Origin of the sequence: Microbacterium sp. NPDC079176, assembly GCF_040686675.1 — a bacterium.
Taxonomy (GTDB): domain Bacteria; phylum Actinomycetota; class Actinomycetes; order Actinomycetales; family Microbacteriaceae; genus Microbacterium.
The window spans coordinates 198,370-224,688 of sequence record NZ_JBFBLM010000004.1 but is presented as its reverse complement, the minus strand read 5'-3'; the positions used below and the strand labels follow the sequence as shown (position 1 = coordinate 224,688).

The window sequence follows — 26,319 nt, the reverse complement described above, 5'->3', positions numbered from 1 at the left end:
TCCTGTTCTCGCCGCGCTCACGCGCTCTCGCCGCGCTCGTGCGCGGGTCCGTCGTCCCCGTGACCATCAGGCCGGGAATCCTGATCGGGCCGAATACCCGAAATCGCTGAGGATGGTCGTGCCGTTGATCGCTCTGCTGCGCGGCGACACGAGATACAGCACGTGTGAAGCGACGTCCTCGGGCGACTGCACCTCGAAAGTCGGGGAGACGAACGCGTGCTCCCCGAGGTCTCCACGGCTCATCGGGGTGTCGACGATCGACGGCGCCACCGTGTTCACCCGGACATCAGTGCCGGCGAGATCCACCGACAACGATCGACCCAGCTGCACGAGCGCGGCCTTCGATGCGCAATAGGGCGCCATGCCGGGCGACGACACGAACGCCGAGTCGCTCGCGAGCAGCACGACGGATGCCGAAGCCGACGCCCGCAACGCGGGAAGGACCTGCGCGAGAACCAGGAACGCCCCCGTGACATTGACCGCGAACACGGCGTTCCAGTCGTGAAGCGAGATCTGCTCGATCGTCGATCCGACCGGACCCGAGATCCCCGCGCAGCACACGACCGCATCCACCCCGCCGAGCTCCTCGACGGACGTGGAGACCGCCAGCGCGACCTGTGTCTCGTCGGTGACATCGACCACCCGGACCACAGCGTCACCGCATCCGCGTGCCGTCTCTGCGAGCGCAACGGCATCCCGATCGAGGAGCGCCACGCGCACCCCCTCCGCGGCGAGCGCGCGGGCGGTCGCGCGGCCGATACCGCTCGCGGCGCCGGTGATCAGCGCGGTCGTGCCCGTCAGCTGCAGGTCCATGATCTCCTCGAGACATCGCCGCGGCGCCGGCGGCGCTCCGCGAGGACGGCGGTGTCATCACCGTCATCCTGCTCCGCCGGATCCGGGCCGGGAACACGACCAGGACGGCTGTGCGCGCTGGCACCATCGTCCTTCGCTCAGGGTCAACCGCCGCGCTCCCGGCACGAGCAGACTCGCTGTATCGACGAACCCCTCGTCGTCGATGCCGTGCCGACACGGCCGTCACCGAGCAAAGGAGCCGACGTGGCAGACCCGATATCTGCGTCCACGACGCAGCAGGACCACACCTCTCTTCGACCCGGCGCGCTGGGCGTCGCCGGGATCGTCTTCCTCGTGCTCGCCGCCGTCGCACCACTGACCGGCATCGTCGTGGTCGCCTCGCTGGCGATCGCCCTCGGAAACGGCGGCGGCACGCCGATGGCCTTCTTCATCGTGGCCGCGATCCTGCTGCTGTTCGCCGTGGGATACGCGCAGATGTCGAAGCAGCTGGTCAACGCCGGCGGCTTCTACGCCTTCGTCGTGAAGGGCCTCGGTCGCACCGGCGGTCTGGTCGCCGGCCTCATCGCCACGCTCGGCTACAACTTCTTCGTCGTCGGCACGATCGGCACCAGCGGCTTCTTCATGCAGAACATCATCCGCGACCTCACCGGCCTCGACGTGCACTGGCTCATCTGGGGTCTGCTGTCGATCGTCGTGTGCTTCGTGCTCGCACGGGTCGGGGTGGACTTCTCGTCGAAGATCCTCGGTGTGTGCCTCGTGCTCGAGGTGCTGATGCTCGTGGTGTTCGACGTGTCGGTGCTCGTGCAGACCGGATACGACGTGGCCGCGTTCAGCCCGGAAGCCGTGTTCTCGGGGTCGCTGCCGATCGGCCTCCTCCTGGCCGCGACGGGCTTCCTCGGCTTCGAGGCGACCGCCCTGTTCAGCGAAGAGGCGAAGCAGCCGCTGCGCACGATCCCGCGGGCGACGTACACCTCGATCATCGCGATCGGCGTGATCCTCGGCGTCACCACCTGGGCGGTGGTGAGCGCGACCGGCGTCGCGCAGGCGCAGGCAACCGCTCTCGAGCACCTGCCGACGGGCGACCTGATCTTCATGCTGTCGCAGCAGTACCTCGGGGGCCCGCTGACGACCGTGATGATGATCCTGCTGCTGGTCAGTCTGTTCGCGGCGATGCTCGCGTTCCACAACTCCGCGACGCGCTATCTCTACTCCCTCGGGCGCTCGCGCATCCTGCCGCACGCGCTGGCCCGCACCCGCCGCAACGGCGCCCCGCAGCTGGCCGGGATCGTGCAGGCATCGTTCGCGGCGCTCGTCGCGATCATCTTCGCGATCGCCGGCGCCGACCCCATCATCACGCTCGTGCCCGCGATGCTCGGCTTCGGCACCCTGAGCGTGCTGATCCTGCAGGGACTCGCCGCGATCTCGATCGTCGTGTACTTCCGCCGTGCCGGCGATCCGCGATGGTGGAGCACGTTCATCGCTCCGGGGATCGGATTCCTCGGCATCGCCGCGATCTCGGTGCTGGCGATCGTGAACTTCAACATCGTCGCCGGATCCGAGGAGCTCGCCATCCGTCTCATGCCGCTGCTGCTCGTGGTGGCGCTGATCGGCGGCATCGTCTACGGCGCCTATCTCAAGCGCTCCCGGCCCGCCGTGTACGAGGGCCTCGCATCCGACCTCGAGCGTTTCAGCGACCGCTGACGCTCCCGCAACCCCACTCACCTGAGGAGAGACATGACGACCCTGAACCCCGCAGACACCTCCACCTGGCTCCCGCTCGAGGGCCTGGCTCCCGGCTTCGACGCGAACAAGGCTCCGCACACGGCCGCATTGAGCGGTCGGGAGATCACCGTCGTGGACGCCCGCGGAACCCGCATCTCGCACCGGTTCGCCGACACCACGGTCGCGTGGGACTACCAGCCCGGTGCCGACGACACGACAGCACCCGCCTCCGACACCGACGACTACGAGGCGTTCGAGGTCGACGACGACCTGTACTTCGTGCAGTTCCATCACGACTACCTGCCGAACGAAGCAGTGTCTCTGATCGTCGACCTGCGCCACGGCCGCGCCCTCGCCGTCATCTCGGTGATCCTGCCCGCGCCCGAGCAGGGACGCACCCGCGTGCAGCACGTCTTCGCGCCGAGCATCATCGACGGAGCGACCGTGACGGGCGCAGAGCCGGCGCCGACGACGACGCTCATCGGTCGCCGGGTCGAGTGGATCTACAGCGAGGAGCACGCCTACGAGCACGTGTACCTCTCGGAGCGCTGGTACTCATGGCAGTGTCTCGCCGGCCCCGAGCGCGGCCTCGCAGACACCGACGAGAACAGCGTGTGGGAGGTGCGCCCCGGGATCTACGTCTTCGCGTGGCGCGAGAAGGTCATCCCCTGCGCATCGGTCACGATCGCCGACCATCGCGACGTGAACGCGATCCGCTCGCACGGCGTGCTCTTCGGGCTCGACGAGTCGGGCGAGGTGCCCACGCACTTCACGTTCGGCGCTCACGGCCGACTGCTCTCGACGACCCATCACACGAACGGCCTCGAGCCGGCGCTCTTCGGAACCCTCTGAGATGACGACGGCCGAGCTCATCGTGACGGGCTCGGTGATCCGCACGGCGGATCACCGAGCACCGATCGTCGAGGCGTTCGCGGTGCGCGACGGGCGGATCCTCGACGTCGGCACGCGGGCCGAGATGGACGCGCACCGCGGACCGGACACGAGGATGCTGGATGTCGGCGATGCCGCGGTCTACCCCGGCTTCGTCGACGTGCACAACCACCACGCTCTCGCCGGGCGCACCGAGCTGTTCGAGCTCTCGCTGCCGCCCTCGCTGGGCCTCGACGACATCCTCGACCTCGTGCGCGAGAAGGCCTGCGCGCTGCCGCCCGACGCGTGGATCGTGGGCGGCCCTGTGTCGACCACTCTGCTGCCCGGCCTCGCGAACAGCGCGGTCAGGCAGCGTCTCGATGAGGCGGCCGGCGGTCGCCCCGTCGTCCTGGTCGAGGACTCGAGGCACAACAGGTGGGCGAGCACGCGGGCGCTGCAGCTCGCCGGGATCACCGCCGACAGCATCCCCTCCGGCGGAGTCACCGTGCTCGATCCCGATGACGGCACGCCGACCGGGGTGCTGTTCGAGGCAGCGGGAATCCCGGTGCAGGAGGCCTACGATCGCAGCGGTGGGCTGACGGGCGAGCAGCACGTGGCCGCGTCGCGCCGCGGCGTCGAGATCCTCAACTCCTACGGCATCACGACCTTCCAGGATGCCGGAGTGTCGACCGACATCCTCGCCGCCCTCGCGACCCTCGACCGGTCGCACGAGCTCACCGCCTGGGTCGTCTCGTCGCTGCTGATCAACGATGAGATCTTCGGGTTCGATCCGATCGGCACCCCGCTCATCGACCTCGGTGAGCAGTTCCGCACCCCGCACCACCGGCCCGACTTCGTGAAGATCTTCCTCGACGGAGTACCACCCGCGCGCACGGCGTCGTTCCTCGAGCCGTATATCGCGGATGCCGTGCACGGTGCGCACTTCCACGGCGAGACGACGATGGACTTCGACGAGCTGCACACCTGGCTGCGGTCGGTGGCCGAGCGCGGACTCGGCGCCAAGGTGCACTGCACGGGAGACGGATCGGCGCGTCTCGTGCTCGACGTCGCCGAGCGCATCCGGTCCGACGGCTTCACCACCCCGATCCAGATCGCGCACGGCCAGTTCCTCGCCGACGACGACATCCCGCGCTTGCGAGCCCTCGACGTCTCGGCCGACATCTCGCCGTTCATCTGGTTCCCGGGTGTGATCCCGCAGGCGCTGGCCGAGGTCCTCGGCGACCGCGGCGAGCATTCGCAGCCCAACCGTGCCCTGCTCGACGCCGGCGCGCTCGTCGCCGGCGGCTCGGACTGGCCGGTGAGCGAATCGCCGAACACCCTCGAGGGGCTGCAGGGTCTCGTCACGCGCGCCGATCCTCTCGGCCGAGCGCCCGGCGTCCTCTGGCCCGAGCAGGCGATCACGGCGGAGGAGGCCCTGCAGGTCTTCACGATCAATGCCGCGACCGCGATGGGCCTCGGCGCGGAGACCGGATCGCTGACGCCGGGCAAGTCCGCGGACTTCGTGGTGCTCGCCCGGGATGCGATCGCCGGCCCGGCCGACGAGATCGTGCACACTCCCGTGCGGTCGACGTGGTTCGCCGGTCGCGAGGTGTACTCCGCGGGCTGATCACGTCGCATGCCGTGCGCGTCTTTCCCTGCGGGGTCGATGACGCACCGCTCAGCAGCGATTCGGATGCGTTGGTGACCCCGCATGCGGGACGACACGCAGGACCTCGCACGCCGGATGAGACGCTGATGCCCCCTTCCACCTACTCGGCAGGAGGGGGCATCGCGAGCGTCGACGTCAGCGTCCGAGCAGGAACCTCGCCCCCAGCTCGCCGATCATCGCCGCGGGGGCGTTGGTGTTGCCCGTCGGAACGGTGGGGATCACCGACGCGTCGATCACGCTCAGCCCCTCGAGACCGCGCACCCGCAGCAGCGGGTCGACCACCGCCTCGGCATCCGATCCCATCCGGCAGGTGCCGACCTGGTGGTGGTAGGTGATGGCCGTGCGGCGCACCCAGTCGTCGATCCCGTCGTCCGACACGTCGGGGCCGGGGTACACCTCGGTCGCTCCCCATTCCTCGGCGAGCGCCGGCTGCGCGCCGATCCGGCGGCACTGACGAACCGATGCCGCGAGCGCTGCCACGTCCCTGTCGTCTTCGAGCGCGGCGAGGTCGATCAGAGGCGGGTCCGCGAGATCCGGACCGGACAGGGTGAGCCCACCGCGGCTGTACGGCGTCACGAGACCGGCCATGAGGGTGAATCCGTCATCCCCTCGAGGTTCGAGCTCGCCCCACATCGGCACCGAGAAGTGGATGGGCTGAGTGTCGGGCTCGGCGAGGTCGTCGCGGCTGCGCCAGAACAGGTGCGACTGCGTGACCGAGACGCCCGGCTGCGGCGGTCCGACCGGCCTCTCGGTCGTGAAGATGACCGGTGAGAGCAGATGGTCGTGCAGGTTCTTGCCGACGCCCGGTGCATCCAGCACGACGGGGATGCCGAGCGCGGCGAGCTCGTCGGCGGGGCCGATGCCCGAGCGCAGGAGGATTACGGGTGATCCGATCGCACCGGCCGACAGCACGACCTCGTCGGCGAAGACCTCCTCGGAGTCGGCGCCCGAGCCGAGTCGGACTCCGACGGCGCGGCCCTCCTCGACGATCACCGAATGCACCTCGCGCTCGGTGAGGATCGTGAGCCTGTCGCCGACCGGCTGCGCGTAGGCCATCCACGTGTTCACCCGCCGGCCGTCGCGGATCGTCACCTGCTGCTGCGAGACGCCGTCGAGGGTGCCGCCGTTGTAGTCCGGGTTGCGGGGCAGCCCCTCTTCGACGGCTGCGTCGATGATCGAGGCCTGGATCGGCGAGAGCTCGTAGTCGTCGGTGACGGGCAGCACATCGTGCTCGAGCGCGGCGAAGACGGGTTCGACCGTGTTCCAGCCCCACCCCGTCGCGCCCGCGCGTTCCCAGGCGTCGTAGTCGGAGGCGGCGCCGCGCACCCAGATCATGGCGTTGAGCGCATGCGAGCCTCCGGTGACCTTCCCGCGCGGCAGGTGCAGTCGGCGTCCGCCGGCGTGCTTCTGCGGAACGGTGAAGAAGTCCCAGTCGTCGGCGGAGTGCCACAGCTCCCCCGCCCTCGACGGGTCGTGGATCGCCGGATTCGCGTCGTATCCTCCGGCTTCGATCAGCGTCACCTCGACGCCGGCGTCCACCAGGCGTCGCGCGACGATCGCGCCCGAGGTCCCGGCCCCGACGACGATCGCGGTTCTCATGCCTGCGCCTTGCGGCCCGGCCCCGACACGACCTGCGTCACGGCGACGGACTTGAGCCCCTCGACACCGAACTCCAGGCCGTAGCCCGAGCTCTTCACGCCGCCGAACGGCACCATCGGGTGCAGCCCGCCGTGCGAGTTGATCCACACCGTGCCGGACTCCATGCGCGTCGCGGCCTCGCGGGCGGCGTCCGGATCGCTCGACCACACCGATGCGCCGAGACCGACGTCGACCGAGTTGGCGAACGCGAACGCCTCGTCGACGTCGCTGTACCGGATCACCGGCAGCGCCGGACCGAACTGCTCCTCCTGCACGAGGGCCGCGTCGTTGTCGATGTCGGCGACGATCGTGGGGCGATAGAAGAGCTCGCCGAGCTCGGGAGCCGCCTCGCCGCCCGTGACGACACGGGCGCCGCGTCCCTTCGCCTCGTCGACCAGGCGCGACACGATGTCGAACTGGGCGCGATTCTGCAGCGGACCCAGCACGTTGTCCTCGTCGAGCCCGTTACCCATCGGGACGGATGCCGCGATCTCGGCGAGCGCGGTGACGACCTCGTCGTAGACGGAGTCGTGCACGTAGAGGCGCTTCATCGCGGCGCAGGTCTGACCGGTGTTGATGAAGGCGCCCCAGAAGAGGTCCTGCGCGATAGCCGACACATCGGTGCCCGGCAGCACGATGCCGGCGTCGTTCCCGCCGAGCTCGAGGGTGAGGCGGGCGAGGTTGCCGGCCGAGCTCTCGATGATGCGTCGCCCGGTGGCGGTGGATCCGGTGAACATGATCTTGTCGATGTCGGGGTGCGAGGCGAGGCGCGCACCCACCTCGCGATCGCCGGAGACACCGATCAGAACGTCGGCGGGCAGCACGTCGTTCATCACCGCCAGCATCGCGAGGACGCTCAGGGGCGTGTACTCGCTCGGCTTCGCGACGACGGTGTTGCCCATCCGCAGCGACGGACCGATCTGCCAGATCGTGATCATGAGCGGCCAGTTCCACGGACCGATCGCGCCGACCACTCCGGCGGCCTTGTAGACGAGCTCGGCGTGCAGGGTCTCGTCGTCGACGAGCACCTGCGACTCGAGCGGGATCGACGCATTGGTGCGCAGCCAGGCCGAGCACGCACCCAGTTCGAAGCGCGCGTTGGGGCCGTTCAACGGCTTGCCCTGCTCGCGCGAGAGCAGGTGCGCGAGCGCCTCGGCGTTCGCGTCGATCGCATCGGCCGCAGCGATCAGCAGCTCGCTGCGCTTCGCGTGGCCGAGGGACTCCCAGCCGGGCTGAGCGGCTCGCGCTCGCGCGATCGCATCGTCGAGGTCGCTGACCGAGTGCTCGGGCGCACGACCCATGACCTCGCGTGTGGCGGCATCCGGGATGTCTCGCCCCGCGCCCTCCGGCGCCTGGATGCGGTCGAGCAGCGCGGCGGCTGCGGATGCGGCGGATTCGGACATCGGGACTCTCCTTCGAGCGGGACGCGTGCCAAGGATCTGGCGGGTCGTCTCATTGTCGAACGCGATGCGACAGCCCACTTGTCGCGGAGCGCGCCGCAGATGTCCGAGTGCGAAGGGATGACCTCCCCACCCGCTCAGATCAGGGTGAAGTCCTCGAAGATGAGGGTCGTGCGTGTGGAGCGGATCGAGGGGATCGCCTGGATGTCCTCCAAGACGATGCGGCGGAGGTCGCGCGCGTCGCTCGCCCGCACGAGCAGGATGACGTCGAAGTCACCGCCGACGAGCGCCATGTGCTCGATCTCGGGAATCATCCGCAGCCTGGCGCTGACCTCCTGCCAGGTGGCCTGCTCGATGGCGAGTGTCACGTAGGCGCTCGCATGGTGGCCGAGCAGCACGGGGTCGGTGCGCACCGAGTAGCCGGTGATGATGCCCGCATCGGTCAGCCGCTTGATCCGTGCGTGAGCGCCCGCTCTCGAGATGTGCACGGCCTCGGCGATGGCGGTCATCGACGCCCGGGCGTCGATGCGCAGCTGCTCGAGAATCGCGTGATCGGTGTCGTCCAGCGTGATCATGGAACCCCTTCGTCCTCTGCCTGAATTCTGACATTTCGTCACGGAGGTGAGCAAGTAGATCGCATTCGTCCACGATGCGCCGAATGTTCTTGGACGTCTGTCGCGAGGAGAGCATGCTGGCGTCATCGAGTTCGGCAAGGAGGGCGAACGGATGGAACACGCACACCTGCTCCCACGCGACACGGCGGTGCAGCTCATCGACGCAGAGGGCCGTGTCGTCGACGACCCGCACTTCCCGCTGCCGGATACGGACACCCTGCTCGCCGCCTATCGCGGTCTCGTCGAGGGGCGCCGCATCAACGATCAGGCCAGCGCTCTCGTCCGCCAGGGCCGCCTCGCCGTCTACCCGTCGTCGCACGGTCAGGAGGCGTGCCAGATCGGAGCGGCCCTCGCCCTCGACGCCGGCGACTGGCTCTTCCCCACGTATCGGGACTCGGTCGCGGTCATCGCCCGGGGTGTCGCACCGGCCGAGGCGATGGTGCTGCTGAAGGGCGACTGGCATTCGGGCTACGACGTGCGAGCGCACCACGTCGCGCCTCAGGCCACTCCGCTCGCCACACAGCTGCTGCACGCGGTCGGCTTCGCGTATGCCGCGAAGAAGCGCGGAGAGCAGACGGCCGTCCTGGCACTGTGCGGCGACGGTGCGACCAGTGAGGGCGACTTCCACGAGGCGCTGAACTTCGCCGCCGTCTTCCGTGTGCCGGTCGTCTTCCTCGTGCAGAACAACGAGTTCGCGATCTCGGTGCCGCTCAGCCGCCAGACCGCCGCGCCGTCGCTGGCCCACAAGGCGATCGGATACGGGATGCCGGGGCAGCGCGTCGACGGCAACGACGTCGCCGCCGTGCTGGCCGTTCTCGGCGAGGCCATCGCACATGCACGCTCGGGCGACGGTCCGACGCTCATCGAGGCGCACACCTATCGGATGCAGGCGCACACGAACGCCGACGACGACACGCGCTATCGCGAGCGCGCCGAGGTCCAGGCGTGGGTCGAGCGCGACCCGCTGACGCGACTGCGAGCACACCTGACGAGCGCCGGCGTCCTCACGGCCGACCGTGAAGCCGAGTACGCGGCGGAGGCCGAGAAGACCGCCGCGGCGATGCGAGAGGCGCTCAACGTCGATGCCGAGATCGATCCCGAGGATCTGTTCCGCTTCGTCACAGAGACCCGCTCTCCGCAGCGCGAGGAGCAGTGGCAGATGCTGAGGGACGAGATCGCACGCAACCACGCAGCAGCCGGAGGTGCACGATGACCATCGCCCACGACGACATCCGGGTCGACACCGGCGCACTGTCCGTGTCGACCATGAGCATGGCCGCCGCACTGAACCTCGCCCTCGCGGATGCGATCGAGAGCGATCCCGAGGTCGTCGTCTTCGGCGAGGACGTCGGAGCGCTCGGCGGCGTGTTCCGCATCACCGACGGACTCACGGCGCGGTTCGGCGAGGACCGCTGCTTCGACACCCCGCTCGCCGAATCCGGCATCGTCGGCACAGCCGTCGGCATGGCCATGAACGGCATGCGTCCCGTCGTCGAGCTGCAGTTCGACGCCTTCGCACTGCCGGCGTTCGAGCAGATCGTCAGTCACGTCGCGAAGCTCGGCAACCGGACGCGCGGTGCGGTGCGGATGCCGCTCGTGATCCGCATCCCGTTCGGCGGCGGCATCGGCGGGGTCGAGCACCACTGTGACTCCTCCGAGGCGTACTACGCGCACACCCCGGGCCTCACCGTCGTGAGCCCGTCGACTCCCCAGGACGCCTATTCGCTGCTCCGGGCGGCGATCGCCTCGCCCGACCCGGTGATCTTCCTCGAGCCGAAGAAGCTGTACTGGACGAAGGGAGAGGTCGACACCTCGGCGACGGCGGACATCGGCTCCGCCCGCATCGCCCGCGAGGGCACCGACGTCACCCTGCTCGCCTACGGCGCCTCGGTGCCGCTCGCGCTCGAGGCCGCCGATGTGGCGGCATCCGAGGGGCGCAGCGTGCAGGTCGTCGACATCCGTTCGCTGTCCCCGTTCGACGACGCCACGGTCACCGCCGCCGTGCGCGCGACCGGACGAGCGGTCGTGATCGCCGAGGCTCCCGGATTCGCCAGCGTGGCCTCCGAGATCCAGGCGCGCGTCTTCGAGCGCTGCTTCGAGTACCTCGAGGCTCCGGTGCGCCGCGTCACCGGATTCGACACCCCCTACGCCCCGCCCAAGCTCGAGCACTGGTACCTGCCCGACGTCGACCGCGTGCTGGACGCCATCGACTCGCTGCACTGGGAGGACGAGTCATGACGGCGCTGACCACCCACATCTTCCGGCTGCCGGACCTCGGCGAGGGACTCACCGAGGCCGGACTCGTGCAGTGGCTCGTCTGCGTCGGCGACACGATCGTCACCGACCAGGCGATCGCCGAGGTCGAGACGGCGAAGAGCGTGGTCGAGCTGCCGTCGCCCTTCGCCGGCGTCGTCACCGCACTGCACGGAGAACCGGGCGAGACCATCGACGTCGGAGCGCCGGTGCTCGAGGTCGCCGACGGCGCCTCTTCTTCTGCGGATCCTTCCTCGGCGGACGCTCCGGACACGGATGCGAAAGGAGATCTCCGTGCGGATGCCGGCGATCCGGAGCAGGAGGCGTACCGCGAAGAGGAGCGCGCAGGGTCCGGCAACGTCCTGATCGGCTATGGGACCTCGGAGCGCGGCGCGACCGGCCGACGGCGCCCGAAGGCGACGGCGGCATCCGAGATGCCACGCGAGAAGCCGGACCCGAATGCTTCGGAACGGCGGCCCGTGGCCGTCCGCTCTCCCCTGGTGCGACGACTCGCCCGCGACCTCGGACTCGACGTCCACGCCATCACCCCGACCGGCCATGACGGCGCCGTCACGCGCGCCGACGTGCTGGCGGCCGCTGTCGACGACGCCGTCGACGGGGCAGCGGCGCAGCATCGCCGCGATGATCACCAGCCGCAGTCCGCGAACGCCGAACGTCTCGATGGCCTCGCCGTCGTCTCCCGTGAGCGGATGTCCCCGCTGCGCAGGGCGGTCAGCGCACGACTGACCCGCAGCCGCTCCGAGATCCCCGAGGCCACGGTCTGGGTCGACGTCGATGCCACCGATCTCTGGAATCTGCGCTCCGAGATGGTTCCGGCAGGCGGGAGGGCACCGTCGATCACCGCCCTCGTGGCACGCTTCGTCGTGCTCGCGCTCGCGGAGCATCCGGTGCTCGCCTCCCGCCTGAGCGACGACGGGTCGGAGATCATCTCCTTCGACGGCCTCAACCTCGGCGTCGCCGCCGACACCGAGCGCGGCCTCCTGGTGCCCGTCATCCCGCGGGCGCACGAGCTCACCGTCGAACAGCTCGATGTCGCGCTGCGCGAGCTGTCGGCGACGGCGCGTTCGGGGGCGATGCCTCCGGAGCGGCTGCGGGGGTCGACGTTCACCCTCAACAACTACGGCGGGCTCGGGGTCGACGGCTCGGCCGCGATCATCAACCACCCCGACGTCGCGATCCTCGGCATCGGTCGCATCATCGAGCGCCCGTGGGTGATCGACGGTCAGATCGTCGCCCGCCGCGTCGCTCAACTGTCACTGGTGTTCGATCACCGCGTGTGCGACGGCGGGTATGCGGCGAGCTTCCTCCGCCGCGTCACGGAGCTCATCGAGCATCCGCTGCGCGCGTTCGGCAAGGTGTGAGGACGTCTGAGTCGCGCGGTCGCAGATGTGGGGCTTGGGTCGCCCGGCCACCGTGCGCTACTCTCGTCAATTACTGACCGATCATTCGGTAAGTAGCTCGGGGTGACGCAGCGTCGCTCCTCCGCACCCGCAGAACAATGGAGTTCTTCATGACGTCAGCAGTATCCGCGCGCACCTCGACAGCGCGAATGCCCGCCGAGGAGCGGCGAGTCCTCGCCAGCACCCTGGTCGGCACCTCGATCGAGTGGTACGACTTCTTCATCTACGCGCAAGCAGCCGGCCTCGTGCTCGCGCCGCTCTTCCTCGCCCCGATCGCTGAGGAGAACAAGGGGTTCGCGCAGATCCTCTCCTTCGCCACGATCGGGATCTCCTTCCTCTTCCGTCCCCTGGGAGCCATCGTCGCCGGGCACCTGGGCGACAAGCTGGGTCGCAAGAAGATGCTCGTCTTCACGCTCGTGATGATGGGACTCTCCACTTCGCTGATCGGCGTGCTGCCGACCTACGCCGCGATCGGCGTCGCCGCTCCGATCCTTCTCATCGTGCTCCGCATCCTGCAGGGGTTCTCGGCGGGCGGCGAGTGGGGCGGAGCGGCACTGATGGCCGTCGAGCACGCCCCCACGGCCCGCCGGGGGCTCTTCGGCGCCTTCCCGCAGATCGGCGTCCCGATCGGCATGATCCTCGCCACAGCCACGCTCTGGGTGCTGACGAGCTCGATGTCCCCCGAGGCGTTCCTCGAGTGGGGCTGGCGGATCCCGTTCCTGATGTCGATCGTGCTGATCGCCGTCGGCTACGTGATCAGGCGCGCCGTCGACGAGAGCCCCGTCTTCGAGGATCTCCGTCGTCGTCGTCAGGAGGCCTCCGCGCCGCTGGGTCGCCTGTTCCGCAAGAACACCAAGCAGGTCGTGCTCACTGCCCTGATCTTCATCGGCAACAACGCCGCCGGGTACCTGCTCATCGCGTTCTTCGCCACCTACGCCGTCACCGCCCTCGGCATGGAGCGTCCTCCCGTGCTGCTGGCGACGACGCTCGCGTCGTTCGGCTGGCTCATCTTCACGCTCTGGGGCGGCCACCTCTCCGATCGTCGTCTCGGACGCGTCCGCACCTTCCAGATCGGATACATCGCGCTCGCGCTGTGGGCGGTGCCGATGTGGTTCCTGATCGACACGGCGAACATCTTCTGGTACTTCGTGGCGCTGTTCGTGATGACGTTCGCGCTCGGGCTCTCGTACGGCCCGCAGGCGGCTCTCTATGCCGAGATGTTCCCGGCCAACGTCCGCTACTCGGGCGTCTCGATCGGATACGCGCTGGGTGCCATCCTCGGCGGGGCGTTCGCACCGATGATCGCGGAGGCTCTGATGAACCAGTTCCAGGCGGCCTGGACGATCGGCGTCTACATCGCCATCACGGCGGTGATCTCCCTCATCGCCGTGTCGATGGTGAAGGAGACCAAGGGCGTGGATCTGCACGCCTGATCATCGTCTTCCCGGCATGCTGCGGGCCGGTCGGTCATCCGACCGGCCCGTCGTCAGCCGAAGACCAGCGGCGTGCGTGCCGTCGCGTCCTCGACCGTGATGCCGACGATCGTCGCCCCCTCCTCGAGCACCTCGCGATCGGCCTGGAAACGGAAGACCTGCCCGTCGCGCGTCGTGACGGCGTAGAAGTGATCGCTCGACGACACGACCTCGACCACGGTGCCTCCGGGGTATGCAGCCATCGCATCCGCCACGGGGGCGCCGAGGCGGATATCACCTCGCGACGGCAGCGCGGCTCCGTCACCGACGGTGTCGCCGAGGCTGCGGTCGCTCCCGACGGTGATCGACCCGACGGCATCGCCGGCCTCCACGGGGCGCACCAGGATCGTCCCCGCCTCCGTGGGGGCGATGAGGGTCCACGGGCCGCCGTCGTACTCGGGTTCGACGACCTGCGCGTCCTCGCCGGCGGCGGCGATCGCGGACTCGACCGAGTCGCCGAGTCGGAGCGGACCCACGCCGCCGACTCCGACCTGCCAGTCACTCCACGCGGTTCCGGGATCGCCGGACGGGTCTGTCTCGGCGACGGGCGGGTTCTCGGTGAGCTCCTCGACCAGCCCGGACCGGGCCTCCTCGGCGCGTTCTCGAAGCAGCAGCGCCGCCGCCTCGGCGTCGAAGTCGCGATCGCCGCTGAAAGGCTGCCACAGCTGCACGATCACGTTCCCGGTCGAGGCGAACGCGCTGAACGACCGCCAGTCCAGCGCCGCATCGATCAGCGAGCCCGCGAAGGCCCGGGTGTTCTCGGACGCTTCGGGGATCACGGCATCGAAGGAGACGGTTCCCTCTTTGACGAACTCGGCGCACTGCTCGGCCGCCTGGAGCAGCTGATCCATGCGGCCCTCGGCGTGAGCCTCGTCGGCGAACTGCATGATCGTCATCCGGCCGAAGCCGTTCGTGGGATCCGTCGGCACCTGCCACTCGATCGTCCTCGCCCCGACGCTGCCGAGTGACTGCTCGGCGTAGAGAGCGTCGCAGATCGGCGGATCCGCAGGGAGGCTTCCTCCGTCCGATATCTGTTCGAGGACCGGCGACGGATCGCCGACGTCCGTGGCGTCCGGAACGATCCCCACGATCTCCTCGGGGGCGAGCGCGAATGCGTCGAGCTCGTCGCCGACGAACACGATCGGTCCGGCATACGGCTCGGGCGCGGCGGCCGTCCGGGACGGCGATGGCGACGGAGGCGATGACGTCTGGGGACTCGGGGCGCAGGCGCTCACGGCGGCCACGGCGCCGATCCCGATCAAGGCGAGCGTCACTCGCGCTCGACCCGTGATGAAGACAGCCATTGAATCCTCCGACCTCGTCATTCGCCGATGCAGACGTCCCCTCCTGGAGCCTAGGCGCGCTGGGACGACCTCGACCAGGAGCCCGTGCATGTCGAGATCAGAATGATGCCGGAGAGCGCATATGTCGTCGACGCGACGACCGCGTCACTCTCCGTTGAGTACGGCGGCTGCGGCGGCGCGGGCATCGACAGCCGTCGCTGCTCTCAGGACCGCTTGCGCAGCGGCATCGCACTGTTCGCCCGTGACGCCCGCGAGCGCCGCCGCGACTCGACCCAGCGCACGGGGTGTCATCGACAGCGACGTGACGCCGAGTCCCACGAGCACGGCGGCCAGAGCGGGATCGGCAGCGGCCTCGCCGCATACCCCCACCGGCAGGCTCCACCGGCGTCCGGCCGCACCCGCCTGCCCGATCAGTCGCAGCACGGCCGGCTGCCACGGATCGTTCAGATCGCCCAGCTCTCCGAGCAGTCGATCAGCCGCGAGCGCGTACTGGGCGAGGTCGTTGGTCCCGATGCTCACGAAGTCGACGACCTCGAGCATCTCCGACGCGAGGAGCGCGGCGGAGGGCGTCTCGATCATCACCCCCACAGTCTCCAGTCCGGCTTCTCGCGCACGCTCCGCGAAGTCGCGTGCCTCATCGACCGTGGCCACCATCGGAGCCATCACCTCGACGAGTGCCGACTCCGCCCCCGCGGCGAGCGCCAGTGCCCTGAGCTGATCGTCCAGCAGCTTCGGAGCCCGTCGCGCGATCCGGAGTCCCCGCACGCCGAGAGCGGGATTGTCCTCCGCGTCGGAGTTCGCGAAAGGCAGCGGTTTGTCACTGCCGGCATCGAGCGTGCGCACCACGACCCTCTGCCCCGGAAACGCGGCGAGGACACCTCGGTAGGCGTCGACCTGCTCGTCGATCGTCGGTGCGTCGGCGCGGTCGAGGAAGCAGAACTCGGTGCGGAAGAGACCGACGCCCTGGGCCTTCGAGGCAGCGGCCACGACGGCCTCGGCCGCTCCCCCGACATTGGCGAGGAGCGGGATGCGCCGTCCGTCGGCGAGCACCCCCTCGCCGTCGAACGGCACCACGAGCGACGCGGCCTTCGCCTCGGTGACTCGAGAGCTGCTCGGGTCGATCTCGACCGTGCCCCGATCGCCGTCGACGAGCACGACCGCACCGCGCGGGATCCCGGTCGCGCCGATGACTCCGACCACTGCGGGGATTCCGAGCGACCGGGCGATGATCGCCGTATGCGAGGTGGGGCCACCCTGCTCCGTCACGAGAGCGACGCAGTTGCCGCCTTCCAAGGCTGCCGTGTCCGCGGGGGCGAGATCCGACGCGACCAGCACGAAAGGCTCCTCACGCTCGGGAACGCCCGGCATCTCGACCTCGAGGATCTCCGCGATCATCCGATCACGGACGTCGCGGATGTCGGCCGCTCGCTCGGCCATCCGCCCACCGAGAGCCGCGAGTCCTTTCTCGTGCGCCGCCGATGTCTCCCAGATGGCCCGCGCGGCCGTTCGACCCCGCGACCGCACGAGGTCCGCCGCCTCGGCCACCAGTTCGGGGTCGGAGGCCAGCAGACGCGACGCGTCGAGGATCGCCCGAGCCTCGCCGGTCGCCGCCCTCGTGCGCGCCCGCAGCTGGTCTGCCACCGCCACTGCGGCCCACTCGATCGCAGATGCCTCGGCCTCCCGATCACCAGGCGCGACGACGGTGCTCTCCTCCGGCTCACGCACGGGCGCGGCGAGGAGCACGGCCTCGGCGGCGACCCTGCCCGAGCTCACGCCGCGACCACGCAGCACGTCGCCTGCCCGGACGGGAGGGGACTCGGGGGCTGTCTCTGCAGCGTGCGCCCCGACCGACCCCGAGGCGACGGCGTCGACGTCCGTGCCTTCACCGAATCCGTCGTCGAACAGGGCCACCAGTCGGTCGAGCGCCCCCTCGGCGTCGGGCCCGAGTGCCGACAGCTCGATCCGGTCGCCCTGCCTGGCACCGAGGATCAGCAGGCGTGACAGGCTCGCACCCGACGCCTCAGCGCCGTCGGGCAGTCGACGCAGTCGCACATCGATGCCCGCCGATGCCTCGGCGATCAGAGCCGCCGGTCGCGCGTGGATACCGAGCGGATTGCGCACGACCACCGTCCGCGTCACGGCACCCGACCGGTCGGTCGATGCGGACTCGATCGGAGCGGCTTCCGTCGACGGGTCCTCGAGCTGGCCGCTCTTGGCGGCGAGCGCGATCGACGCCTCCCCCGCGACGACGTCCAGCGATGCGCCGGCAGCGGCCGACACGACGGCCGCCAGCAGCCCTTCCACGAACGGCGCGGGGGCGAGGCGCACCGGCACATCGCTCGTCCGCAGCTCCAGCGCGAGCTCGGCGCTCAGTACTGCGGAGCCGAGATCCATCAGCACGAGGACACCGTCGCAGTCGGCGGCCAGCTCGTCGATCGCCGCGGCGACAGCGACGGCATCCGTACCGAGGACGGGCGCGCCGTCGGCATCCGTTCCGGCGCCTGCGGCGACTCTCACTCGCGCTCCCCCGCCCTGCACCATCTGCAGGGCGAGCTCCAGCGCCGCCTCCCCGAGTCGAGCGCTGTGGGAGACGGCGACGATGCCGATCATCAGGAGGATTCCGCGGTCGCCTGGGCGAGGGACTCGAACAGCAGTGTCGTCGACGCCGCACCGGGGTCGAGATGGCCGGCACTGCGTTCCCCGAGATAGCTCGCACGTCCCTTCCGGGCGACGAGCGGTTCGGTGGCATCCCGACCGGACGCTGCCGCCTCTGCGGCCGCCGCCGTCGCGGCAGACAGGTCTCCCCCTCCGGAGATCGCGGCGTCGAACGCGTCCACCGCGGGCGCCATGGCGTCGAACATGGTCTTGTCGCCGGCCTCGGCCTTGCCGCGAGCGACGATGCCATCGAGTCCGGCACGCAGCGAGCCGCCGAGTCCGGCGCCATCGAGCTCGGTCACGGGCCCTGCAGCCATCCCCATCCGCAGGAACAGCGTGCCGTAGAGCGGCCCGCTGGCGCCTCCGACCGAGCTCACGAGAGTCATGCCGACGGTCTTGAGCAGCTCGTCGACCGTGTCGGGCACACCCGAGTCGAGCTTCGCCACGACCGCATCCATGCCACGGGCCATGTTCGCGCCGTGGTCGGCGTCTCCGATCGCCGAGTCCAGCTCGGTGAGCCATTCGCGCTTCTCGGCGATGACGTCGCGGAACCGCCGGATCCAGTCGGCCAGGGCCGCGGTGTCGATCGCCGCCATCATGCCCCCCATCGCAGTCCGGGGGTGTTGACGGGTGCGTCCCACAGCCTGAGCAGCTCGTCGTCGGCCTTCAGCACCGTGAGCGAGCAGCCGGCCATGTCGAGCGAGGTGATGTAGTCGCCGACCAGGTTGCGGGCGATCTGCACTCCCGCCTGCTCGAGCAGTGCGGCCACCTCGCCGTACATCAGATACAGCTCGATCAGCGGGGATCCGCCCATGCCGTTGAGCATCACGATGGCGGGACCTGAGACGTCGAGATCGGCGAGGATCGGCTCCACGAGCTGCCGGGCGATCTCGGATGCCGGCGCCAGTGGCTCCCGGTGCCGACCGGGCTCGCCATGGATGCCGATGCCGATCTCCATCTGGTCCTCGGGCAGATCGAACGTCGGCTTGCCCGCTGCGGGAACCGTGCAGCTGGTGAGCGCCATGCCCATCGACCGCCCTTGTCCGTTGATGCGCTTCGCGAGGGCGACGACGGCATCGAGATCCTGCCCCTCCTCAGCCGCGGCGCCGACCAGCTTCTCGAGCAGCACCGTGAGTCCGACGCCACGACGCCCTGCCGTGTAGAGCGAGTCCTGCACGGCGACATCGTCATCGACGATCACGGTGCCGACCTCGATGCCCTCCATCGAGGCCAGTTCCGCCGCCATCTCGAAGTTGAGCACGTCTCCCGTGTAGTTCTTCACGATGTGCAGCACGCCTGCCCCGCGATCGACGGCCTTCGTGGCGGCCTGCACTCGATCGGGGGTGGGCGAGGTGAAGACCTCGCCGGCGACGGCGGCGTCGAGCATGCCGAGGCCCACGTATCCCCCATGCAGCGGTTCGTGGCCGGACCCTCCACCCGAGACGATCGCGACCTTCCCCTCCGCCTTCGGCGTCGAGCGGGTGATCACGTGCGTCTCGAGGTCGACCGAGAGCTCCGGATGCGCGAGTGCGACGCCGCGCAGCGACTCGACCAGCACATCGGCGGGGTTGTTGATGAGCTTCTTCATCGTTCGATCTCCTTTGATCTCTACGGCGGCGCTCTTTCGCAATATTGGAAAGTTATTCGTCAATGTCGAATATGCTCGGGCGCAGTCGAGTTGTCAAGATCGACCTGACGACCGATGCGACCGCCCGGCTCGACGACGATCCGGAGAGAGGAGCCGCGATGATCCAAGCCATCGATCGCGCAGCGAAAGTGCTCGAGCTGCTGCAGGGTGCGCGCCATCTCGGCATCACCGATCTCGCGCTCGCCCTGAGCCTTCCCCCGTCGACCGTGCACGGGATCGTCAAGTCCCTGCGCGAGCACGGACTCGTCGCGAAGGAGCGCGGCGGGCAGCGCTACATGCTCGGTCCCACCCTGCTGCGGCTGAGCAACGTCTACCTCGACACCCTCGACGTCCGGGCCAGAGCCATGCGGTGGACGCAGGAGCTCGCACGCCGCACGAACCTGCCGGTGCGCCTCGGGGCGCCGCACTTCCACGAGGTGCTCGTGATCCACCACGACCTGCGTCCGGACGACAGCCAGCAGATGCTCGAGACCGGCGTGGCGATCCCCGCGCATGCCTCCGCGATGGGAAAGGTCCTGCTGGCGCACGACCTCGGCTTCCAGCGCACCGTCTTCGAGCGGCCGCTGCACAGCCTCACCGGGGACACGATCACCGACGTCGCCCGACTGCTGCTCGACCTGCCGGCCATCGCCGAGCGGGGCAGCGCCTCGGAGACCGATGAGGCCGTGCTCGGAGAGTCGTCCGTCGCCGCGCCGGTCGCCGACGCGTCGAACGACATCGTCGCCGCGGTCGCCGTCGTGATGCCCACATCGCAGGCGCCCGCCTCGGACGCGGTGCTCAACGCGCTGCGCGAGACGGCGCGCAACATCTCCCGCGAGCTCGGAGCGACCAGCTGGCCTCCCCGCGTGGCGCCGGCCGACGACTGAGCCCGCTCAGCGGGACTGCAGCCCGTCGAGGCTCACCCGCAGGATGTCCTCCCCCAGCTCGTCGGGATCGACGGGACCCCCGGGTCGATACCACTCGACGACCGAGTTGATCATTCCGAAGATGAGCCTGGTGGCGACCGCCGCATCGACGTCGTCACGGATCAGCCCCTCGGTCTGCGCTTCCGACACGATCGCGGTCACGCGCTGGTCGAACGCACGTCTGCGCACCAGCGCGGAGGTCTCGACATCGCCGTTCCCCCGCACGCGCAGCAGCAGCGTCACCGAGGGGAGCTTCTCGGTGAGCACCCGCACCGCGCCGCGGATGATCGCCCGCAGCCGGTCGGAGGCCAGCGAGTGCTGCGCGGTCGCGTCATCGACGACGGCCTCGAGCGCATCGAGCGCATCGTTCAGCGCGAGCTCGAGGATCGCCGACTTCGACTCGAAGTGATGGTAGAGCGCCGACTTCGTCAGCCCCAGCGTCGCGCTGAGGTCGGCCACGCTCGTCGCGTCGTAGCCGTGCTCGTTGAAGACCTTGACGGCGACCGCGAGCACCTGCTCGCGGTCATAACCTGGCCGGCCGCGCTTGGGGGCCGGCGCCTGGATTCGGGGCTCTGCCATGGGCCCAGTCTGTCAGTCCGGATGAGTTGCCATTCGCGGAAGGATCTGAGATCGTATTCCTGACCGATCGGTCTGAAATTATCGCCAGCGTGGGCGTTCGAGAGGATGATGATGTCCGAGGCCTATCTCGTCGACGGGGTCCGCACCCCCGTCGGTCGCTACGGAGGCGCACTCGCCGGCATCCGTCCGGACGATCTGGCGGCCCTCGTCGTCGCCGCCACAGTCTCGCGAGCCGCCATCCCCGCGGACGACATCGACGAGGTGATCCTCGGCGCCGCGAATCAGGCGGGCGAGGACAACCGCAACGTCGCACGGATGGCCGTGCTGCTCGCGGACCTCCCCGATTCGATCCCCGGATTGACCGTCAACCGCCTCTGCGCCTCGGGGATGTCAGCCATCGCACTCGCCGCGAACGCCGTACGCGCAGGGGACGCCGACCTCATCGTCGCCGGTGGCGTCGAGTCCATGACACGCGCGCCCTGGGTGCAGGCGAAGCCCGAGCGGGCATGGGCCAAGCCCGGCGCGGCCTTCGACACGTCGATCGGCTGGCGCTTCACGAACCCGCGGCTGAGCGCCCGCGACAAGGCCACGTTCTCGATGCCCGAGACCGCCGAAGAGGTCGCACGCATCGACGGGATCACCAGAGCGGATGCCGACGCCTTCGCGCTTCTGAGCCATCAGCGCGCCATCTCGGCGATCGACGGGGGACGCCTCGCCCCCGAGATCGTGGGCGTCGAGACGGGCCGCGCACTCGTCGACACCGACGAAGGCCCGCGCAGGGACAGCACGCTCGACGCGCTGGCCGCACTCCGTCCGGTCGTCGCAGGCGGCCAGGTCGTCACGGCGGGCAACTCCAGTTCCTTGAACGACGGAGCCTCGGCGATCATCGTGGTGAGCGCCGAAGCGGTCGAGCGACATGGCCTTCGTCCGCGCGCACGGATCGTCGCCTCGGCGACCGCCGCGCTCGCTCCCGAGATCATGGGCCTGGGTCCCGTGCCGGCAACACAGAAGGCACTCGCGAAGGCGGGCCTACAGGTCGGCGACCTCGGTGCCGTCGAGCTCAACGAGGCCTTCGCCTCGCAGTCCCTCGCCTGCATCCGCCGCCTCGGACTCGACCCGTCGATCGTCAACGCCGACGGCGGAGCCATCGCACTCGGCCATCCCCTCGGCTCCAGCGGATCCCGACTCATCGTCACACTGCTCGGCCGACTCGAGCGCGAGAACGCGCGCTTCGGTCTGGCCACGATGTGCGTCGGCGTGGGTCAGGGCACCGCGATGATCGTGGAGCGTCTGACATGACTCTGCGCATCGAGGAGCATCGAGACCGGGTGATCGCCACGCTCGACCGGCCCGAGAAGCGCAACGCCATCGACCAGGCGACGATCGACGCGCTGCACGACCTCTGCGCGCTGCTCGAGCGGACGCCGCGCACGCTGATCATCACCGGCACCGACGGCGTCTTCGCGGCGGGCGCCGACATCGCCCAGCTGCGCGATCGCACCGCCGACGACGCCCGGCGCGCCATCAATGCGACCGCATTCATCCGCGTCCACGATCTCCCGATGCCGGTGATCGCCGCACTCGACGGATACGCGCTCGGGGGCGGAGCCGAACTCGCTTACGCCGCCGACATCCGCATCGCGACGCCGTCCCTCCGCATCGGCAACCCCGAGACCGGGCTCGGCATCATCGCCGCAGCCGGCGCGACCTGGCGCCTGCCCGAGATCGTCGGAGACGCGAGGGCGAGCGAGCTGCTCCTCACCGGCCGAGCTCTGGATGCCGAAGAGGCGCTGAGGTGGGGACTCGTGTCGTCGCTCCATCCGGCCGACGAGCTGCTCGCGGCCGCACACCGGATCGTCGATCGCATCGCGGCGAACGATCCCCTCGCGACGCGGCACACCAAACGCGCTCTGCGCACTCCGCGAGCAGGCCACCCGGCGATCGAGGTCGAACTTCAGGCCGAGCTGTTCGAGTCGCCCGAGAAGATCCGCCGCATGACCGACTTCCTGGAGAAGAGACGATGAGCGACATCGGCAGCGCCCCGAATCGGGTCGGCGTGCTCGGAGGCGGCCGCATGGGAGCCGGCATCGCACATGCGTTCCTGCTCGCGGGATCTCACGTCAGCGTGATCGAGCGTGATGCGGCGAGCGCCGAGGCGGCGCTGACCCGCATCGGCGACAGCATCCGCAGATCCGTCGACCGCGACCCCTCGCTCGACGAGACCGAATTGACCGGGCGCATCACGACCGGCGTCGATCCCGGAGCCTTCGCCGCGGTCGACCTCGCGATCGAGGCGGTTCCCGAAGACCGGGCCCTCAAGGAGGACGCACTGTCGCGGGCCGAAGCCGTGCTGCCCCCGTCGGCGGTTCTGGCGAGCAATACCTCGTCGATCTCGATCGACGATCTCGCTGCGGGCCGCAGGCATCCGGAGCGATTCCTCGGCCTGCACTTCTTCAATCCGGTGCCCGCGTCGGCCCTAGTCGAGGTCGTGCGCGGCGCAGCGACCGACCGGTCGGTCGTCGAGAGCGCCACCGCCTGGGTGGCCGCCCTCGGCAAGACGCCGATCGTCGTCAGCGACTCCCCGGGCTTCGCGTCGTCGCGGCTGGGCGTGATGCTGGGCCTCGAGGCGATCCGGATGCTCGAGGAGGGCGTCGCCTCGGCCGCCGACATCGATGCCGCGATGACGCTCGGGTATCGGCATCCGATGGGTCCGCTGCGCACCACCGACATCGTCGGGCTCGATGTACGCCTCGGCATCGCCGAAGAGCTGGAGCGCACGCTCGGCGAGCGATTCGCTGCACCGGAACTGCTGCGCCGCATGGTCGCCGAGGGAAAGCTGGGCCGCAAGAGCGGCGAAGGGTTCTACGCATGGAACGAGGAGAGATGACCGAGTATCTGCCGAGCTACGTCCAGGGCGAGTGGTGGACGCCGTCGTCACCCACGCGATCCACAGAGGTCCGCGACGCGTCCACCGGCGACGTCGTCGCCGTCGTGTCGTCCGTGGGCCTCGACCTGGCCGGGGCACTGGAGTACGCCCGCTCCGTCGGGCAGAAGAGCCTCGGTGCGCTCACGTTCCACCAGCGGGCCGTGCTGCTGAAGCAGTTCGCCCTCGCTCTCACCGAGCGCAAGGACGAGCTGTATGCGCTGTCCGCCCGTACCGGCGCCACGAAGGCCGACTCGTGGGTCGACATCGACGGCGGCATCGGCGTGCTCTTCTCGTACTCGGGCAAGGGTCGCCGCGAGCTGCCGAACAGCCGCGTGCATGTCGACGGCCCCGTGGAGCCGCTGTCGAAGGACGGGTCGTTCCTGGGTCGTCATGTCTACACGACGCTCCCCGGGGTCGCTGTGCAGATCAACGCGTTCAACTTCCCGGTGTGGGGTTCGCTCGAGAAGTTCGCACCCGCGTTCCTCGCCGGCATGCCGACGCTCGTGAAGCCCGCGACGCCCACGGGCTACGTCGCCGAGGCGATGGTGCGCATCCTCGTCGAATCGGGACTGCTGCCCGACGGATCGCTGCAGCTCGTCAGCGGCAGCGTGCCTGACCTGTTCGAGAACCTGCGGCTCGGCGACATCGTCGGGTTCACCGGCAGCGCGTCGACCGCGGAGAGCCTCAAAGCCCACGCCGCGGTGCAGACCGGCGGTGTGCGGTTCACCGCCGAGACCGACTCGATCAACGCCTCGGTGCTCGGCACAGACGCGATCGAGGGCACCCCGGAGTTCGACGCCTACGTGCGCCAGCTCGTCACCGAGATGACGAGCAAGGCCGGCCAGAAGTGCACGGCCATCCGGCGTGCGATCGTGCCGGCGGGCTCGGCCGACGCGATCATCGGCGCCGTGCAGGCGCGCCTCGCTGAGAAGACCGTGCTGGGCGACCCCCGCGCCGAGGGCGTCACCATGGGTCCCCTGGCCTCGACGGGGCAGCGCGATGAGGTGCTGCGCCAGGTGAATCGCCTGCAGGCGGCGGGCGGGCAGGTCGTCGTCGGGACGACGGATGCTCCCGAGGTCCGCCGCGCAGACGGCAGCACCGGCACCGCACCCGACGGAGCCTTCGTGTCGCCGCTGCTGCTGCGCTTCGAGGACTCGCAGTCCGATGCGGCGCACTCGATCGAGGCCTTCGGCCCCGTGTCGTCGCTGCTCACCTACGACACCATCGCCGAGGCCGCAGCGCTCGTCGCCCGAGGTGGCGGCTCGCTGGTCACCAGCATCGCCACGCATGACCCGGCGCAGGCCGTGGAGCTCGCCACGCGCATCGCACCGTTCAACGGCCGGATGCTGCTGCTCGACCGCGACGATGCACGATCGTCGACCGGGCACGGATCGCCCCTGCCCAACCTCGTGCACGGCGGCCCCGGTCGAGCCGGCGGCGGTGAGGAGCTCGGCGGCATCCGCGCGGTGCTGCATCACATGCAGCGCACGGCAGTGCAGGGTTCACCCGAGATGCTGACTGCCTTGACGGGTGTCTGGCACGCGGGGGCGGCCGCGCGCAGCGACGGTCGGCATCCGTTCCGCAAGTCGCTCGCGGAACTCCGCATCGGCGACCAGATCGTCTCCGGCTCGCGCGAGGTGACCCTCGCCGACATCGAGACGTTCGCGCACTTCACGGGCGACACGTTCTACGCCCACATGGACGAGGCATCCGCCGCCGCGAACCCGTTCTTCCCCGGACGGGTCGCGCACGGCTACCTGCTCGTCTCGTGGGCCGCCGGTCTCTTCGTCGATCCGGAGCCCGGACCCGTGCTCGCGAACTACGGTCTGGAGAACCTGCGATTCGTCACGCCGGTCTCCCCCGGCGACACGATCCGCGTCGAGCTGACCGCGAAGCAGATCACGCCGCGTGAGACGGACGAGTACGGAGAGGTGCGCTGGGACGCGGTGATCCGCAATCAGAGCGACGAGCTCGTCGCCACCTACGACGTGCTCACGCTGGTGAACAAGCAGCCGACACCCGAGGTCGTCGCCGCATGAGAGAGATGATGCAGCGCGATGCCGCATCGCAGATGCTCGGCATGACCGTCGAGGAGGACGCCCCCGGAGAGGCCGTCGTCTCGATGACCGTGCGCGACGACATGCTGAACGGGTTCGCCATCACGCATGGCGGACTGGTGTTCACCCTCGCCGACACCGCCTTCGCGATCGCCTGCAACGAGGACGATCGCGTCACGGTCGCGGGTGGTGCCGACATCACCTTCCTGAAATCCACGACCGCCGGCCAGAGACTGACAGCGCGCGCGGTGCGCCGTGTCGTCAGCGGACGCAACGGCCTGTACGACGTGACGGTGACCGACGAAACGGGCGATGTCGTCGCCGAGGTCCGCGGCCGCTCGCTCACGACGAACCGCTCGCACCCCGCCTGAGC

At 69.6% G+C, this 26,319-nt stretch carries 22 protein-coding genes; 13 read left to right on the top strand and 9 right to left on the bottom strand.

Annotated features, from left to right (window positions below):
- Positions 1-66: 66 nt before the first annotated feature.
- Positions 67-813 (bottom strand): SDR family oxidoreductase, encoded by a 747-nt coding sequence (locus tag AB0P11_RS11495; protein WP_072590928.1) that lies wholly within the window; start codon positions 811-813, stop codon positions 67-69.
- Positions 814-1,056: 243 nt separating this feature from the next.
- On the opposite strand from AB0P11_RS11495, the gene AB0P11_RS11490 reads away from it, so the two are divergent.
- The 3 genes from AB0P11_RS11490 to AB0P11_RS11480 are packed head-to-tail and all read left to right on the top strand — an operon-like array spanning position 1,057 to position 5,032.
- Positions 1,057-2,514, top strand: coding sequence for an APC family permease (locus AB0P11_RS11490; protein ID WP_363522050.1), 1,458 nt, complete (start codon positions 1,057-1,059; stop codon positions 2,512-2,514).
- A gap of 33 nt (positions 2,515-2,547) precedes the next feature.
- Positions 2,548-3,387: a molybdenum cofactor biosynthesis F family protein gene (locus AB0P11_RS11485; protein WP_363522048.1), complete on the top strand. Its 840-nt coding sequence runs from the start codon at positions 2,548-2,550 to the stop codon at positions 3,385-3,387.
- A 1-nt stretch (position 3,388) separates the two neighbouring features.
- A complete protein-coding gene (locus tag AB0P11_RS11480; RefSeq protein ID WP_363522046.1) occupies positions 3,389-5,032 on the top strand; it encodes an amidohydrolase in 1,644 nt (547 codons plus the stop codon).
- 177 nt (positions 5,033-5,209) lie between these two features.
- On the opposite strand, the gene AB0P11_RS11475 is transcribed toward AB0P11_RS11480, so the two are convergent.
- From AB0P11_RS11475 to AB0P11_RS11465, 3 genes are all read right to left on the bottom strand, one after another.
- On the bottom strand, positions 5,210-6,673 hold the full coding sequence (locus AB0P11_RS11475; RefSeq protein WP_363522044.1) for an FAD-dependent oxidoreductase: 1,464 nt from the start codon (positions 6,671-6,673) through the stop codon (positions 5,210-5,212).
- Positions 6,670-8,115, bottom strand: a complete 1,446-nt coding sequence (locus AB0P11_RS11470) for an aldehyde dehydrogenase family protein (RefSeq protein WP_053095444.1) — start codon at positions 8,113-8,115, stop codon at positions 6,670-6,672. Before AB0P11_RS11470 ends, AB0P11_RS11475 begins: the two co-directional genes overlap by 4 nt.
- A 134-nt stretch (positions 8,116-8,249) precedes the next feature.
- Complete coding sequence (locus AB0P11_RS11465; RefSeq protein WP_187250130.1) at positions 8,250-8,687, bottom strand: Lrp/AsnC family transcriptional regulator; 438 nt, start codon at positions 8,685-8,687, stop codon at positions 8,250-8,252.
- Between the two features lie 151 nt (positions 8,688-8,838).
- Here AB0P11_RS11465 and pdhA point away from each other — a divergent pair, with 151 nt between their 5' ends.
- From pdhA to AB0P11_RS11445, 4 genes are all read left to right on the top strand, one after another.
- A complete protein-coding gene (pdhA, locus tag AB0P11_RS11460) occupies positions 8,839-9,939 on the top strand; it encodes a pyruvate dehydrogenase (acetyl-transferring) E1 component subunit alpha (RefSeq protein WP_056277509.1) in 1,101 nt (366 codons plus the stop codon).
- Positions 9,936-10,964, top strand: coding sequence for an alpha-ketoacid dehydrogenase subunit beta (locus tag AB0P11_RS11455; RefSeq protein ID WP_363522041.1), 1,029 nt, complete (start codon positions 9,936-9,938; stop codon positions 10,962-10,964). Before pdhA ends, AB0P11_RS11455 begins: the two co-directional genes overlap by 4 nt.
- The gene (locus AB0P11_RS11450; protein ID WP_363522039.1) at positions 10,961-12,361 is read left to right on the top strand and encodes a dihydrolipoamide acetyltransferase family protein; all 1,401 of its coding nucleotides are present in this window, start codon (positions 10,961-10,963) and stop codon (positions 12,359-12,361) included. The genes AB0P11_RS11455 and AB0P11_RS11450 overlap by 4 nt, the downstream gene beginning before the upstream one ends.
- Before the next feature lie 149 nt (positions 12,362-12,510).
- The gene (locus AB0P11_RS11445; RefSeq protein WP_363522037.1) at positions 12,511-13,833 is read left to right on the top strand and encodes an MFS transporter; all 1,323 of its coding nucleotides are present in this window, start codon (positions 12,511-12,513) and stop codon (positions 13,831-13,833) included.
- 53 nt (positions 13,834-13,886) lie between these two features.
- Here AB0P11_RS11445 and AB0P11_RS11440 read toward each other — a convergent pair whose 3' ends face one another.
- From AB0P11_RS11440 to dhaK, 4 genes are all read right to left on the bottom strand, one after another.
- Positions 13,887-15,176: a hypothetical protein gene (locus tag AB0P11_RS11440; RefSeq protein WP_363522035.1), complete on the bottom strand. Its 1,290-nt coding sequence runs from the start codon at positions 15,174-15,176 to the stop codon at positions 13,887-13,889.
- A 144-nt stretch (positions 15,177-15,320) separates the two neighbouring features.
- On the bottom strand, positions 15,321-17,786 hold the full coding sequence (gene ptsP / locus AB0P11_RS11435) for a phosphoenolpyruvate--protein phosphotransferase (protein ID WP_363522033.1): 2,466 nt from the start codon (positions 17,784-17,786) through the stop codon (positions 15,321-15,323).
- Positions 17,786-18,427, bottom strand: a complete 642-nt coding sequence (gene dhaL / locus AB0P11_RS11430) for a dihydroxyacetone kinase subunit DhaL (RefSeq protein ID WP_056277501.1) — start codon at positions 18,425-18,427, stop codon at positions 17,786-17,788. Before dhaL ends, ptsP begins: the two co-directional genes overlap by 1 nt.
- Positions 18,427-19,419, bottom strand: a complete 993-nt coding sequence (dhaK, locus tag AB0P11_RS11425) for a dihydroxyacetone kinase subunit DhaK (RefSeq protein ID WP_056277499.1) — start codon at positions 19,417-19,419, stop codon at positions 18,427-18,429. Before dhaK ends, dhaL begins: the two co-directional genes overlap by 1 nt.
- A 158-nt stretch (positions 19,420-19,577) precedes the next feature.
- Between dhaK and AB0P11_RS11420 the strand changes: the two genes are divergently transcribed.
- The gene (locus AB0P11_RS11420) at positions 19,578-20,345 is read left to right on the top strand and encodes an IclR family transcriptional regulator (protein ID WP_053099028.1); all 768 of its coding nucleotides are present in this window, start codon (positions 19,578-19,580) and stop codon (positions 20,343-20,345) included.
- 6 nt (positions 20,346-20,351) lie between these two features.
- Here AB0P11_RS11420 and AB0P11_RS11415 read toward each other — a convergent pair whose 3' ends face one another.
- The gene (locus AB0P11_RS11415) at positions 20,352-20,963 is read right to left on the bottom strand and encodes a TetR/AcrR family transcriptional regulator (protein WP_056277496.1); all 612 of its coding nucleotides are present in this window, start codon (positions 20,961-20,963) and stop codon (positions 20,352-20,354) included.
- A 111-nt stretch (positions 20,964-21,074) separates the two neighbouring features.
- On the opposite strand from AB0P11_RS11415, the gene AB0P11_RS11410 reads away from it, so the two are divergent.
- Genes AB0P11_RS11410 through paaI form a run of 5 tightly spaced genes read left to right on the top strand, consistent with a single transcriptional unit; the run spans position 21,075 to position 26,317 of the window.
- Positions 21,075-22,262 carry an acetyl-CoA C-acyltransferase gene (locus AB0P11_RS11410; protein WP_363522030.1) on the top strand — a complete coding sequence of 396 codons (1,188 nt, stop codon included), beginning with the start codon at positions 21,075-21,077 and terminating at the stop codon, positions 22,260-22,262.
- The gene (locus tag AB0P11_RS11405) at positions 22,259-22,987 is read left to right on the top strand and encodes an enoyl-CoA hydratase/isomerase family protein (protein WP_363522028.1); all 729 of its coding nucleotides are present in this window, start codon (positions 22,259-22,261) and stop codon (positions 22,985-22,987) included. The genes AB0P11_RS11410 and AB0P11_RS11405 overlap by 4 nt, the downstream gene beginning before the upstream one ends.
- A complete protein-coding gene (locus tag AB0P11_RS11400; RefSeq protein ID WP_363522026.1) occupies positions 22,984-23,850 on the top strand; it encodes a 3-hydroxyacyl-CoA dehydrogenase family protein in 867 nt (288 codons plus the stop codon). The genes AB0P11_RS11405 and AB0P11_RS11400 overlap by 4 nt, the downstream gene beginning before the upstream one ends.
- A complete protein-coding gene (gene paaZ, locus AB0P11_RS11395; RefSeq protein ID WP_363522024.1) occupies positions 23,847-25,928 on the top strand; it encodes a phenylacetic acid degradation bifunctional protein PaaZ in 2,082 nt (693 codons plus the stop codon). Before AB0P11_RS11400 ends, paaZ begins: the two co-directional genes overlap by 4 nt.
- On the top strand, positions 25,925-26,317 hold the full coding sequence (gene paaI, locus AB0P11_RS11390) for a hydroxyphenylacetyl-CoA thioesterase PaaI (protein WP_363522022.1): 393 nt from the start codon (positions 25,925-25,927) through the stop codon (positions 26,315-26,317). Before paaZ ends, paaI begins: the two co-directional genes overlap by 4 nt.
- Positions 26,318-26,319: the final 2 nt, after the last annotated feature.